Consider the following 14,715-nt stretch of genomic DNA (forward strand, 5'->3'; position numbering starts at 1 on the left):
TGCTATGAGCAAGTCTTTTTTAACAAGCTAATTACACCATATGGATTAAGTGGAATACTAAGATAAAAGATGAATATCTATTCTTTTATTATTTGCGATAAAAACAATAAAAAAGATTCCTCTTTATGTGTTCCAAATACGATTTTGTTGAGTTTAGAAAATGTAACCTGCGATTAAGGCGCATTAATCAACAGGTTACACTTATAATAAGCTAGTGTGTATGAATAATACTTTAGTTGTAAAATAGTGTATTTATCCCTAGCATTAGTGATCTTAAATGATTTACAATACAAAATATTCTGAATAGAAATCTACAAACACCAATTCGTAACTATTAAAAATTTTGCATCGACCACACAAAAGATCATTCTCTTCTATTTTTTTCTATACCATACCTTCCATTGATTTCTCTAGTTCTCTGGCTTCTAGCAAAAACTCCTCTACACTCATTTCCTTAAAGAAAATTAAACCATGACCTGCCCTTATGGCCTGATTTTCGTTGGTATAGAAGTAATCTTTACCCAATAAATACTGGATACTTTGGAGCTGTTCTACCCAAATATTTTTGGCTAGAGTACTAAACTTACCATCAAAATCAGGACTCGGGAATGAAGCATTTACCTGACTTAGATAACAATCGCTAAACGATTTATCCAAAACATCCAAGGCATTTAGACTCACAGGAACTATTACATTACTTTCTGATGGCGCAAACTTAAACCATACATTACGGTATCCCCATATGCGCAGATTACTCAAGTCCTCTTCTTTACTCCACAATCTCACGGCATCGGCAATAGCTTGCAATACTTTATAATGGGTATCTGGCCCACTTCCTTCAGGATCTAAAGCCAAACTAATTACACTTGGTTTCTCTTTGCGAAATTCATCCAATATTGGCGCAACATCCCTATCTCTGTTGGGTTGCTCTGTAAAAATATCGCCTGTGTAAAAGCCCAAACGAAGGTGACGAACATTCTTAACCTGAACTCCTGAATGTGCCCAAACCAATTCTTCTTCAAACTCACGAATCATCCCCTTTAACTTCTGAATTTTAGGCGGATTCTTTTGTCCATCGTAACTAGTTCTGATATTAGCTAAAATGGCATTGATGGTATTTCTAAGTTCTTCCTTATTTTTCACTTCCCATATTTGGGTGATGGCTCTCACAACTCTGTGACAAAGTCCACGCACTCGCTCTAAGGTATCCTCAGAAGCCACATTCAATAGGAAGTGATACACATCCTTATCCCATTTATGCTTGTAACCTGATTGAAAGAAATCAGGAAAGTTGATCATCTGAATTCTATCCTGATCCAATAGAACTTTAATATTATCGAGTGTTTCTGTTACAAAACTATTGGTTACTGCGGTAAAACCGGATGTTAAAACCGAGAATACAGATCTGTTAGATGAGTCACGCAAAATACGATTTACATGCGGCTGAATTCCTAACTGAATGTCATCGTGATGAGGACCAGTATGATAAAAACTTTGATTCTGTTCCTTTTGCAAACCTTTTTCTATTTTACCCTGAACCAACTCAATCACTTCTTGAACGGTATCTAAAGAAAGATTAGGTATAAGACTACAGTATGGATCAGCTTTTAAATCAGAAAGCTCTAATTTTGGTCCAAACTTGTCAATTCTGCGGCATAAATCGATAATGGCACGTTCCGTTTTTTCTAAAGTCCATTCTCCCGTTCTGTAATAAGCATCAATACTATCGGCTAGCTTCACCCCTGCGCTTTTCGTAATGTAAAACCTGCTATTTTTAAGTCCTTGTAGAACAGTTGCAGGATACAATACTGAAGGTGCACTCTCTAATGCATTTTTAACCACAGGAGCTTTTGCCTCTCCCGCTGCAAAAATGAGTGCCACAGCATCTTTATTATAAATTATAGACTCAAGGCCGATGGTGATTACCAAACGGTTTTTTGATACCTCTATACCCCCAAGGTCACCAGCGGCCTGTGCCTGAGTCTCAAAATTTGTTTTTGTTAATCGGGTAGTCGAAAAATGATCTGCCCCTCTTGTATTAAAAGCAATGTGTCCATCGGGTCCTATTCCGCCTAAGAAAAATCCGATACCACCTTTTTCTCGAATCTTATTTTCGTACCCCACACACCAATCGTCAATTAAAAAGATAGATTGCTGCTGCTCCTTTTCTTTAAGCGTTTTTGCATCGCGATAGCGTAATGATAAATCTACTATACTATCTGGAAATACCTCAGAAAATGTTTTTCCATTCGCAAGCGGAATAGCATCGCAATTAATGAGTAAAGCATTATCGGGGTTTAAGCCGAAACCCTTTATATAATACTCGTTCACATAATGATAGAAACTATTTTTTTGTGTAGATGTGATTGGGTAAAACTCATCTATCTGCACAAAATGTAACTTACTTAAGTTTGGCCTTTTGGTGGCTTTAACGTTGTACTCTGTTCTTATTTTTTTGCCCTTTGCATTGTCCCAATTTTCGAGTAAGTATTGGGTCCACTTAATAAAATATTCTGGCGTTTTACCTGTCGGTAAACTGATAACACCTTCCGGATTTTCACTCACCCACTCCAAGAATCGTAGTGCAGTTAAAAAACCAAGTTTCGGAAAGTTATCTACCATTACATATGGTATCTTAGTTGTTGATGTTTTAATTCCTGACAACTCTACAAATCTTTTTTCTACTTCGGAAAATCTATCTAAATTCATGGTACTTGTATTTAATCTGACGAACAGATGATTACTGCCAATTCCATTGCTTGGCTTCACTTTGATTAAAAGGTTAGCTTGGTTACTTGCCCTTTGTTTATTTAATCTTTATGATAGGCTCCCAGCCCTAAGACTAGGAGCCATTTGGTAGTTTTTTGGTTTTATGGACGCACATCCCACCACAGTGGTGTACCCCCTGTATCTTCACCTCCTAATAACTGAACTGCTTCAGCATAACCATCAGGATTTATACTTTTCTCTGTTACCGAAAAGTTTAAGCGTCGCACTTGCTTGTCGGTATCAATTTTACCTTGGCTATTATTTATCACCACTGGCATAAGAATAGGGTAGCCTGTTCTGCGATACTCGGCCCACGCTTCCATTCCTTCTGGGAACATGGCTATATATTTTTGGGTGATGATTTTTTGTAGCTTAATTTCAAAATCAGCAGCATCTTCCCATTTAGGCGAAACATTATTCAGCTCTGGTGCATCTGCTGCAATATTATTTACTCCCGTGGTATTTTTAATATCTGTAAAAGCAGCTGCTTTATTATCACTCATTAAATAATCGCCAACACCTAAACCATATTGCGTAAACGATGCCTCTACACCTTTTTGGTATAAATCGGCAGCTGTTCCGCCCATATTAGCCCATGAGCGTAACGCTCCTTCAGCTCTTAAGAAATACACTTCGGCTGCAGTCATTAATTGTGCCGGTGTACCCGAAGTAAAATTAAGCGATGAATGATCTACATAAACAGCCTTATCAACCAAATCAATACCCTGGCGAATACCTTTGTACTTAATATTCTGTTCTTGCAATTCGGCATCAGTAACAGGTAAAAAGTATTTTTCTAACCTTGGATCTTCGTATCCTGTCATGATTGATTCAATGGCACCGCCCATTTTAATGTCGCCCCACTGAACAGATAGAGCAAATAGCGGATGGTTATATCCCTTACCACTAACCGTAGCATCCATTGCTTCGAGCACTCCATAAGGATTTTGCAAAGCTTTTTCTCCTTCTAGTTTTGCCTTATTAGGGTCGATATTTGAAATACGTATAGCTAAACGTAAACGAAGTGAATTGGCAAATTTTATCCATTGAGTGAAATCACCTCCAAACATTAGATCGTAACGCTCTAAAGGCATTACACCAGGATTCTCTGTAATATACTTATCCAACTCTTCAACAGCATAATCTAAATCTTCGAAAAACGCATAGTAAGCTTCTTCTTGAGAATCAAAATCTCCACCTGTTTGTGAATCTCCGTATCCTGTATAGATAATTGGCCCATACATATCTGAGATACGGTGCATTGCTGTAACTCTTAATATTTTAGAGGCCGCGTTAATTTGCGGATATTCTTCAGCAGCTAAACGCTCAACCTCACCAGATGCTGTCATGAAATATCCATACGTATAATCCCAATTAGATCCGTTCCAACCATCAACTAGCGCGTAATTGGTATTATTCACGTTACTAGCAAAAGGTGTAGGAGTCATCATGTAGCCTGAGAATATATCGGCACTCAGATTTTGCATAATTTGAAAGGGCCAATTGATACCCCATCCCCAGTTAAAGTTACAATATATCATTTGCTGCATCTGAGGAAAGTAGCCTCCTAAGAAATAATAATCGGCCTTTAATTGCTCATCTGTAACCTTGCTTTTATCAATATTAAAGTCCTCAAACTTATCTGTACAGCCAAATGCCAACGTAGCAGATATGGCTAAAATTCCTATTTTTCTAAATATATTTTTTCGCATGATTTTCGTTTTATAGGGATTAGAAAGTAAGTTTCAAATTAAATCCTAAGCTTTGTGTTGTTGGCATACCAAATACATCAACACCCTGTAAATCGTTGCCTGTACTTAATGTTGCATCCGGATCGAAAGGCGCTTCGTTATAGAAGAAGAATAGGTTACGACCGATTACAGAAACGGTAGCTCTATCTAAGAAATTAGTCTTTTCCATCCATGTAGAAGGTAAATTATACGATAAGGATAGCTCACGTAAACGTATGTTCGTGGCAGAATAAACATATTGCTCAGATACACCATCGCGTCCACCAACCATTTCGTAGAATCCTTGCACATCGTTAATCTTTGTTCCTTCAAGCATTACATAGCCCTTATCGCGTGCTGAGCCTGTTGCTGCAGTAACACCATATTGGTCTAAATCGGCTTGTGTTAGAGAAACTACATCACCCCCAATTCTGCTATCAATAAGGAAACCTAAACTAAAATTCTTATATCTGAAATCAGAATTCCATGATAAGTTGAAATCTGGGTTTGAATTTGCAATTTTACCAAACTCTGAACCCACAAGTGGCAATCCTGTTTCTGCATCATACTGAATATTTCCGGCCTCATCGCGTTCATAAACTTTACCATATATGTCGCCAAAAGCACCGCCTTCTTCCATTCTCATCCAATAAGAACTACTGGTTTGATTTCCGAAATTAAAGGCTTTCATATCAGGATGTAGCTCCACAACTTTATTCCTATTATGCGAATAATTAAAATTGTTTTGCCATGTTATATCTGCGGTGTTTATCGGGTTAACCCCTAATACCACCTCAACACCATGGTTTTTAATATCTCCGGCATTCACAAAATAAGTAGTATAGCCCGAACCTGCTGGTGCAGGAAGTTGAAAGAATTGATTAATAGTATTGGTTTGATACCATGTGAAATCAAAAGTAAATAGATTCTCTAGAAAACGCACTTCGAAACCAGCTTCCTTCGATTGAGAAATCTCAGGCTTTAAATTATCAAATGGTGCATTACCATTAAATATTAAACTACCACCAGCTCCCATGGTATGCGTTCGGTGACTAATACCAAATGGGATAGAGTTACCCACACTAGCTAACGAACCTCTTACCTTCAGAAAGTCAATAGCATCTGGCATAGCTATAAATTCACTCAATACAGCTGTTAAACCAACCGACGGATAAAAGAAACCACTGGTTTTACTATCTGTATAAGCTAAGGTTGATGACCAATCGTTTCGACCTGTTACATCAAAAAATAATCCATTTTTCCAACCCAGCTGAGCTGTTGCAAAAAGCGATTGCATTTGCGTTCGTGAATTAATTTCTTCAATATAACCAGCTCCTAACATATTACCTTGGTTGAATACGTTAGCAACTTCAAGACCATCAGGGCGAGAATCTTTTAGGTTATAACGCAGTTGCATATCTGTTATACTAGCTCCTAATGACGCTACTAAAGTAAGTTCTGGAGCTACTTCCTTATTAAAATTTAATAATGCATCTCCGTATGATAAAGACTCATGACGATTACTGGTAATGTATCTACCATTATTATAGTCGCCACCCACTAATTCGGTTGCAGTTGTGGCATATACATGCTGGTCGTACTGATCAAAGGTATTATCAGAATTCATTCTCACTTGGAAGTTTAGGTAATCCTTAATATTCCATTTAGCCGTGATTGATGCAATAACTCTATTTCTAACATCTTCACTTGGTACCATATTGGTTAACCACCAAGGATTTTGCTCCCAAGAGCTTGGCTGCTGGTGCCAATTTTGCACATCAAAATTACGACCTACATCATACTTTTTATATTCATCCTTATATTGCGAGATATCTTCACCTCGTGGATAACGGTATAAGCCCACAAGCGGGTTGAAATAGTAACCTCCAGGTGTTGGTCTATTTTCTACTTTCTGATTAACCAAATTCACATTACCATCAAGCTGCAGCTTACCATTATATAAATTTGCCGTTTGGCGGATGTTAATGTTATGCTTGTTCAGCTTGTTTCCACCAATAATACCTTCAGCATTTGTATTAGCATACGAGTAATACGACTGGAATTTTTCAGTACCAGAACTAATGGATAGTGAGTTAATTGCTGTATATCCTGTTTGAAAGAACTCATCAACATTATCATGGCCTCCATTAATAGCTGACCCCCAGCTTCTGCCACCTTCGGATACACCATAACTATTTTGGAAATCTGGCGTTTCAATAGCCTTATCGAAAGTAAGGTTAGATGAAAAATTAACCACTGGCTTACCCGACTTACCTTTTTTGGTTGTAATTACAACTACCCCATTGGCTGCACTAGAACCATATAAAGCAGCTGCCGATGCTCCCTTTAGGATAGTCATACTTGCGATATCATCTGGATTTAAGTTGCCGATACCATCACCACCATCACGCGCTCCTGCATCGTTAGTACCTCCAATTGAGGTTGCAGGTTGTGTACCCGATGAATTAATCATTGGAATTCCATCGATTACATAAAGTGGTTGGTTATTTCCTGTAGCAGAACGGTTACCCCTAATGGTTACCTTAGCCGAACCACCTACACCAGAAGCACTTTTGTTAATAATAACACCTGCACTTTTACCTGCCAATGCATTAACCATATTGGCATCTTTAGCACGACCTAAGGCATCTCCATCTAACTGTTGCGCAGAATAAGTTAATCCTCTCGATTTTTTTTCTATACCCAAAGCTGTTACAATAACACCTTCTAAGGCCACTGCACTTGGTGCTAGTTGAACATTAATTGTTGATTGATTCGCGACTTGTATTTCTTGACTATCATAGCCAATAAATGAAAATTGCAGAATGGATTCACCATCTGGAACCTCAAGTACATACTTACCGTCAATATCAGATATTGTTCCGGTTGTGGTGCCCTTAATAATTACATTAACACCCGGTAAACTAGAGCCATCTTCTGTAGATATTATTGTTCCATTGACTGATTTCTGCGCCATAAGCGTACCCGAAATCAGTATCAAAATAAATAACAATGCATGTTTCATGATTGCGTGTTTAAAATGATTACTAATAAAGTTAACTGTATGCTTCTCTTTTGAAGCTGGCGGTGTTTGTAGTATAATATATCCGAGATGAAATTCCCGGGGTGATTAGTTCTCTAGAACTCTTTCCATTACTAAAGTTGCTGCGCTTATAATACCTGCATCAGCACCCAGTGTTGACATTTCTATGACAACATCTTCCTTTAATTTGGGTAAACAATATTGATATAATGTTTGTGATATTGAATTGATTAAAAACTCTCCTGCTTCGGCCACTTTGCCGCTTAATACAATCTTATCAGGGTTCAGAATCTGAACCAAATAAGCAATCCCTCTACCCAAGTTAACGCCCACTTCATTTACTACCGAAAAAGAAAGCTGATCGCCTGCAAGAGCGGCTTCTACAATCATTTCAGGTAATAAGGTTTTTCCGTCGGCTAAACGATCGGTTAGTACAGTGCGCATCCCCTTTTTAATTCCTTCATTGGCCATACGTACTAGGGCTTCACCCGAGGCAATAGTCTCTAAACATCCGGTTTTACCGCAATTACAAAATAAACGGTTGTTTTCAATTGGAATGTGACTAAACTCACCAGCAAAACCAGACTTTCCGAGGTGTAATTTGCCATTCAGAATCATACCTAATCCTAAACCATAACCAATAAAGATTACTAAAGCATTTTTTGAACCTTGTGCTGTACCATAACGGAGTTCGGCTAGGGCACGTGCTTTGGCATCATTTTCGACAAAAACTGGACGATTAAATCTCTTTGATAGTTCTTCTGATAGGTTCTCACTCTCTTTTTTAAGGAAGGTATAATTAACACCTTTACTTGAATCGATAAGACCCGGCATAATTAAACCAACACCCACAATTTGAGAGGACTCAATTAGAGTTTCCTTTACGAATTCGTTTACGTATGTTTCTAATAAATCAATCAGATTTTCACCTTCACTTAAGTCGAAGGCTTTTTCTTCCCACTTATGAAAACACTCAAGTTTATTGCTGAAAAGTGCTATTTTAACACCTTTGCGCCCAACATCAATCCCAAGCAAGTAAAACGAATTTGGCTTTAGGTCGTAGTACATTGGTTTTCTTCCACCAATTGATTCCCCTAAACCTTTTTCTTCTATATATCCTTCTTCAATCAGACTGTTCACATAATTAACTGCGGTTGGTGTGCTAAGCAGAAGTTGTTTACTCAACTCCGCTACGGACATAGAACCATTTCTGTACAATTGTTTTACAATGCGCCTTTTTGCCAGAAACTGCTTCTTCTCAACACCAGATAATTCTGTTAGTATGTCTTGATTCCAAAAGTTCATATTCATAGATTAATTCGATTGCAATATATGCAAAAAGATTTATTACTTACTAATACTTTTTAAAGTTTTTTAATAAGATTGTAAACTTTATTATTTTAATACATAAGTACACTTCAATATAAACCACTATTAATAAGGGATACAGTCAATAAGTGAACATTAGTTCAACTTCACCCTCCGTACACATTTATTAACATTTAAGAATCTGATACAAAAAAAAGGCTACTCCCATAGGAATAGCCTCTTGAATAAAAAATATTATATAACTAGTGATAAACATTGCTAGTAGAAAAATCTACCACAGTTCCGTCAGGAGCAATAGCTGATAAGGTAAGAACTTTATCGTACTTGGCTTGGAAGTACTTTATAACAAACGGATGCAACCCTTTTTCAAGTTGAATTCTTCCTTCTCGGCTTCGCGCATAGGTAAAACCATCATTATTGATAATTTCTCTATCATGAATACTTAAAATACTTCCATCTGCAGACGTAAGCTTAAAAGTATAAATACCAGAAACGGGAACTTTTATAAAACCCGATACTTCTTGTGCGAAAAACTTATCGGGAGCAGCATCTGCAATACCTATGCCTTGCATAAGTCCTGATTTATCAGCAGCAGAGAAGCTAACATTTGCAGTAGTAAACTCTCCTGCTTTAATTTTATAGCGTGCTCCATCTTTAGCATCAATGCTTGATTTTATAAGAAGATCATTTACATAAACCTTAGATGTGTGAACAGCACTCCATCTACCATTTTTTGTTTTGCTTATACATTTTAACGTAGTAAGCTGGTCTGTAAAAACAATTGCATCCTGATAAAGCAATCCATTTTCTTTAGGGCAAGTGCCATCTAAAGTATAGTAGATAGAAGCATCACTTATCGGAACAGTCAATTTTAGCGTATTATTTTCAGTGCTTAAAGCTTCAACGGGTAAGGCTCCTTCTGGATATGGCACTCTATAACGCATACCCAAATTATCCAATCGCTTATACTGATAATTCATTCTACGCGTAAAGTCCTGAAAATTCTGTAAAGAATCCTCAGTCCATAGAATTTCTGCAATGGCCACTAAGCGTGGATAAACCATATATTCTACATCAGCCTCAGTTTTCATATACTCAGTCCATACATTACCCTGTGCACCCAAAACATGGTGCTGATACTTGGCATCTAAACCCTCGGGCATTGGCGACCAATGGTATAAAGATTCCATGGTAATTAAACCTGCAATAGCAGTTGGTTCGTTATATGGGCTCTGATAAAAATTAAGATAAACATCATCGTTTGGCGATATAATTACATCGTGTCCATGTGTAGCAGCTTCGATACCTCCCGAAACACCTTGCCACGACATAACCGTAGCGCCTTCGGCCAAACCACCTTCAAGAATCTCGTCCCATCCAATGAGCTTTTTGCCTTTTGAGCTGATGTATTTCTCCATACGTTTAATGAAATAACTTTGCAATTCCATTTCATCATTTAATCCTTCGGCCTGCATGCGAGCTTGGCACTTTTTACATTGTTCCCATTTTGTTTTAGGGCACTCATCGCCACCAACATGTATGTATTCCGATGGAAACAATTCTATCACTTCATCCAATACATCTTGCAAAAAGTGAAAAGTTTTTTCGTTACCTGCACAAAAAACATCGTCGCTTACGCCCCACTCATTAAACGGTAGAGGCTTGCCTGTACAAGTCAACTCAGGAAAAGCACGTGCAGCTGCAACCGCATGTCCTGGCATTTCAATTTCTGGAACTACAGTAATACCAAGGGCACTTGCATATGCTATTACTTCCTTAATTTGTTCCTGAGTATAAAACCCACCGTGCTTTTCTCCATCAAACCGTAGTGGATGTTCAGCCATGTGGCCTATTACTGTTTCCTCGCGCCAAGCGCCTTTTTCTGTTAACTCAGGATATTTTTTAATCTCAATACGCCAACCTTGATCATCGGTTAAATGCCAATGAAAAGTATTTAGTTTATTTAAGGCCATTCCGTTGAGCATCTTCTTAATGAAGTCAACATCGAAAAAATGGCGACACACATCTAAGTGCATCCCACGCCACGAATATTGAGGTGCATCCTTAATTAATAAACATGGTAAACCTGCATTTTGGGAAGAATATTGGTCTGCCAACTGAAATAAACTAACAAGGCCATATATAAAACCCTCATTAGTAGAAGCGGCAATTACAATATTGTTTTTGTTGATATCTAATTCATACGCTTCGGGCTGAAGCTTAGACTTGAATTGAAGTACCAACTGTGCATTTGCATTATCATTAAGCGTAAAATAACGCTCAATACCGGCAATGTAATGTTTTTGAGATGCTTCAGAAAGTGTATTATCTTCAATAATGAGTTTTATACTTTGATGCTGAAACGAACCATTTGTAATTTTGATATGATTAGGAAGAGGTACTAAGGCTAATTCATCTGCTTGAACCTTATGAGATTGCAAGCATGAACTCATAAAAATGAGAGCCACAATTAATGGCATCCAAACAGAAAAACGAAAGTATGTCATATTTTAATTTTAAAGTGAGTTATAGTATAATCCGGCAGCCCCTAATACGGCAATATTATCGAAGTGATCAGGGATAATATCTATATTAGATGAAATACTCTTAAATGGAAATTCTTCCATGGCTGCATCCAATCCGCTTTTAAACAAGTGGAAAGATTGACTGATTGAGCCTCCTAAAATAATTGCCTCGGGCGACAAAGTAAAAATGATATTTGTAGCCAATTTACCCAAATGGTAACCAAAAGCATGAAAAGCCGCTATTGCATCTGCATCACCAGCATTGGCTTTATCGGCCATTTCCTTACCTGATAATTTATAGTTATTCGGGAAAAATGTACTAGCACAATAGGTCTCGAATGTTCCATCTTTATATGGCATACATCCTATTTCTCCGGCACTACAAAATAAACCACTGTGTATTTTATCATCAATAATTAAACCTCCACCAACTCCGGTACCCAACACAATTCCGGCAAAGTTTTTATAATTATAACCTTTACCAAAATGCTTGGTTCCTAATGCAAAACAGTTGGCATCATTATCTAAAAAAACAGGGATATTATATTTTTCTTGTAGCTTATTCCTTAGCGGGAAATCTTTCCAAGCGGGGATATTGGAAATATTTAAAATACATCCTTCTTCTTGATTCAATAGACCGGGAACTCCTAAGCCAATTGCTTTTACCTGATTATTGATTAAGGTATCGATGCACGAAGCTAAATTTTCGAACACCTCTTCTGCACTTTTATCAGCCAAGGTAGGTTTACTAAGAACCGAAATTAACTCTTTGCCTTTTACCAATCCACAAGTAATAGAGGTTCCTCCTATATCTATTCCTAAAACTGTATCCATAATTATATGAGTAAAAAAAGCCTGCTAAAAAGCAGGCTTATATATTGATAATGTGTTTTGTATTAATTTACGCCTTCCATAGATTTTTCGAGCTCACGTGCTTGCTCTAAAAATTCTTTCACATTCATCTCTTTAAAGAAAATAAGACCATGACTTGCACGTATTGCCTGATTACTATTGGTGTAAAAGTAATCTTTTCCTAATAGATATTGAACTGCTTCGAGCTGATCGACCCAAATATTTTTGGCTAATGTACTAAATTTACCATCTAACTCAGGACTTGGGAACGATGCATTTACCTGACTTAGGTAACAATCGCTAAACGAGCGATCTAATACATCCAAAGCATTTAAACTTACCGGCACCATTACATTAGCCTCTGAAGGAGCAAATTTAAACCAAACGTTACGGTATCCCCATATGCGCAAGTTGCTTAAATCTTCCTCTTCGCTCCATAAACGAACCGCATCAGCAATAGCTTGCAATACTTTGTAATGCGTATCTGGTCCACTTCCCTCTGGATCAAGTGCCAAACTAATTACGGTTGGTTTCTCCTTTTTAAACTCAGCTAAAATAGGTGCCACATCTCTGTCTCTATTAGGCTGCTCTGTGAAGATATCGCCAGTATAGAAACCTAAACGTAAGTGACGAACGTTTTTAACCTGAACACCCGAATGCGCCCAAACTAATTCTTCTTCAAACTCGCGAATCATCCCCTTCAGTTTCTGAATTTTAGGAGGATTCTTTTGTCCATCGTAACTATCTCTGATATTCGCTAAAATAGCGTTTATGGTATTTCTAAGTTCTTCTTTATTATAAACATCCCAAATTTGAACTATGGCTCTTACTACTCTATGGCACAAACCTCTAACGCGTTCTAAACTTTCTTCAGATGCTACATTTAATAGGAAGTGATATACATCCTTATCCCATTTAAATTTATAACCCGACTCAAAGAAATCAGGAAAATCAACCATTTGAATGCGTCCTTCATCCAAAAGTCTTTTGATGCTATTTAATGTTTCTGTAACAAAATCGTTAGTTACAGCCGTAAAACCAGAAGTTAAAACTGAGAATACCGACTCATTAGATGGATCGCGAAGAATACGATTTACATGGGGCTGAATACCCAATTGAATATCATCGTGATGCGGGCCTGTATGGTAGAAAGTCTGGTCTTTCTCTTTGCGAAGACCTTTTTCTATTTTAGCAGTTACTGAATTTACTACTTCCTGAACTGTATCTAAAGATAAATTAGGAATAAGACTACAATAAGTATCGGCCTGTAAATCGCTTAATTCCAATTTAGGTCCGAACTTATCAATTCTTCGACATAAGTCGATAATGGCACGCTCTGTTTTTTCAGCGGTCCACTCACCAGTTCTATAGTAAGCATCAACACTATCGTTAAGCTTAACCCCAGCACTTTTAGTGATATAGAATCTGCTATTTTTAAGCTTTTGTAATACAGTAGCTGGATATAGTACCGAAGGATCACACTCCAAAGCATTTTTAACTACGGGTGCTTTAGCTTCACCTGCAGCAAAAATTAATGCTACGGCATCTTTATTATATGTAATAGACTCTAAACCGATGGTAATAACCAAGCGATTTTTAGACACCTCGATACCACCTAAATCTCCGGCAGCTTGGGCTTGAGTCTCAAAATTTGTTTTAGTTAAACGCGTAGTAGAGAAATGATCAGCTCCACGGGTATTAAAAGCAATGTGCCCATCAGGACCAATTCCTCCTAAAAAGAAACCAATACCACCTTTTTCGCGAATTTTATTTTCGTATTGCACACACCAATCATCAATCATAAAGATAGATTGCTGCTGCTCTTTTTCTGTTGCGCCTTTTGCCTCGCGATAACGCAATGATAAATCTACTGTACTATCTGGAAAAACCTGTGCAAAAGATTTACCATCGGCCAAGGTAATTTCGTCGCAGTTTATTAATAAAGCATTATCCGGATTTAACCCGAACCCTTTGATATAATACTCATTAACGTAGTGATAGAAACTATTTTTTTGGTTTGAACTGATTGGATAAAACTCATCAATCTGTACAAAATGTAGCTTACTAAGGTCGGGCTTCTTCTCTATTTTAAGTCCGTTCTCTTTTCTTATCTTTTTTCCTTTTTCGTTATTCCAGTTATCAAGCATAAACTGGGTCCAACGAATAAAATATTCAGGTGTTTTTCCTGTTGGTAAACTAATAACTCCGTTAGGGTTTTCGCTAACCCACTCCAAAAACCTTAGGGCCGTCATAAACCCAAGTTTCGGAAAATTATCGACCACAACATACGGGGTTTTAGTAGAAGATGTGGTGACACCAGATAATTCAATAAATTTTTTTTCGACTTCTGAGAACGTATCTACTTTCATGGTAAAAAAAATGTTTGTTATACAACTAAGGTATAACTAATTATAAATAGGGCTCTTATCTAATAAGAATAAGAGCCCTTTGTTTTTTGGTTTGTAGA

General features: G+C 37.4%; 7 protein-coding genes. All 7 read right to left on the reverse strand.

Translation table 11 applies throughout. The features are described 5' to 3' along the window. Positions 1-384: 384 nt before the first annotated feature. Positions 385-2,709, reverse strand: a complete 2,325-nt coding sequence (locus QMO11_RS15355; RefSeq protein WP_282038093.1) for a glucosamine-6-phosphate isomerase — start codon at positions 2,707-2,709, stop codon at positions 385-387. Positions 2,710-2,870: 161 nt separating this feature from the next. Continuing rightward, positions 2,871-4,481 (reverse strand): RagB/SusD family nutrient uptake outer membrane protein, encoded by a 1,611-nt coding sequence (locus QMO11_RS15360; RefSeq protein WP_282038094.1) that lies wholly within the window; start codon positions 4,479-4,481, stop codon positions 2,871-2,873. Positions 4,482-4,500: 19 nt separating this feature from the next. Continuing rightward, a complete protein-coding gene (locus QMO11_RS15365; protein ID WP_282038095.1) occupies positions 4,501-7,524 on the reverse strand; it encodes a SusC/RagA family TonB-linked outer membrane protein in 3,024 nt (1,007 codons plus the stop codon). A gap of 105 nt (positions 7,525-7,629) precedes the next feature. Then, positions 7,630-8,847 carry an ROK family transcriptional regulator gene (locus QMO11_RS15370; protein ID WP_282038096.1) on the reverse strand — a complete coding sequence of 406 codons (1,218 nt, stop codon included), beginning with the start codon at positions 8,845-8,847 and terminating at the stop codon, positions 7,630-7,632. A gap of 266 nt (positions 8,848-9,113) precedes the next feature. After that, the gene (locus tag QMO11_RS15375) at positions 9,114-11,378 is read right to left on the reverse strand and encodes a family 20 glycosylhydrolase (RefSeq protein ID WP_282038097.1); all 2,265 of its coding nucleotides are present in this window, start codon (positions 11,376-11,378) and stop codon (positions 9,114-9,116) included. A 9-nt stretch (positions 11,379-11,387) separates the two neighbouring features. After that, a complete protein-coding gene (locus QMO11_RS15380; RefSeq protein WP_282038098.1) occupies positions 11,388-12,230 on the reverse strand; it encodes an ROK family protein in 843 nt (280 codons plus the stop codon). A 62-nt stretch (positions 12,231-12,292) separates the two neighbouring features. Then, positions 12,293-14,617: a glucosamine-6-phosphate isomerase gene (locus QMO11_RS15385; protein ID WP_282038099.1), complete on the reverse strand. Its 2,325-nt coding sequence runs from the start codon at positions 14,615-14,617 to the stop codon at positions 12,293-12,295. Between the last annotated feature and the right edge of the window lie 98 nt (positions 14,618-14,715).

Source organism: Saccharicrinis aurantiacus, assembly GCF_947489045.1.
GTDB classification, from domain to species: domain Bacteria; phylum Bacteroidota; class Bacteroidia; order Bacteroidales; family Marinilabiliaceae; genus Saccharicrinis; species Saccharicrinis aurantiacus.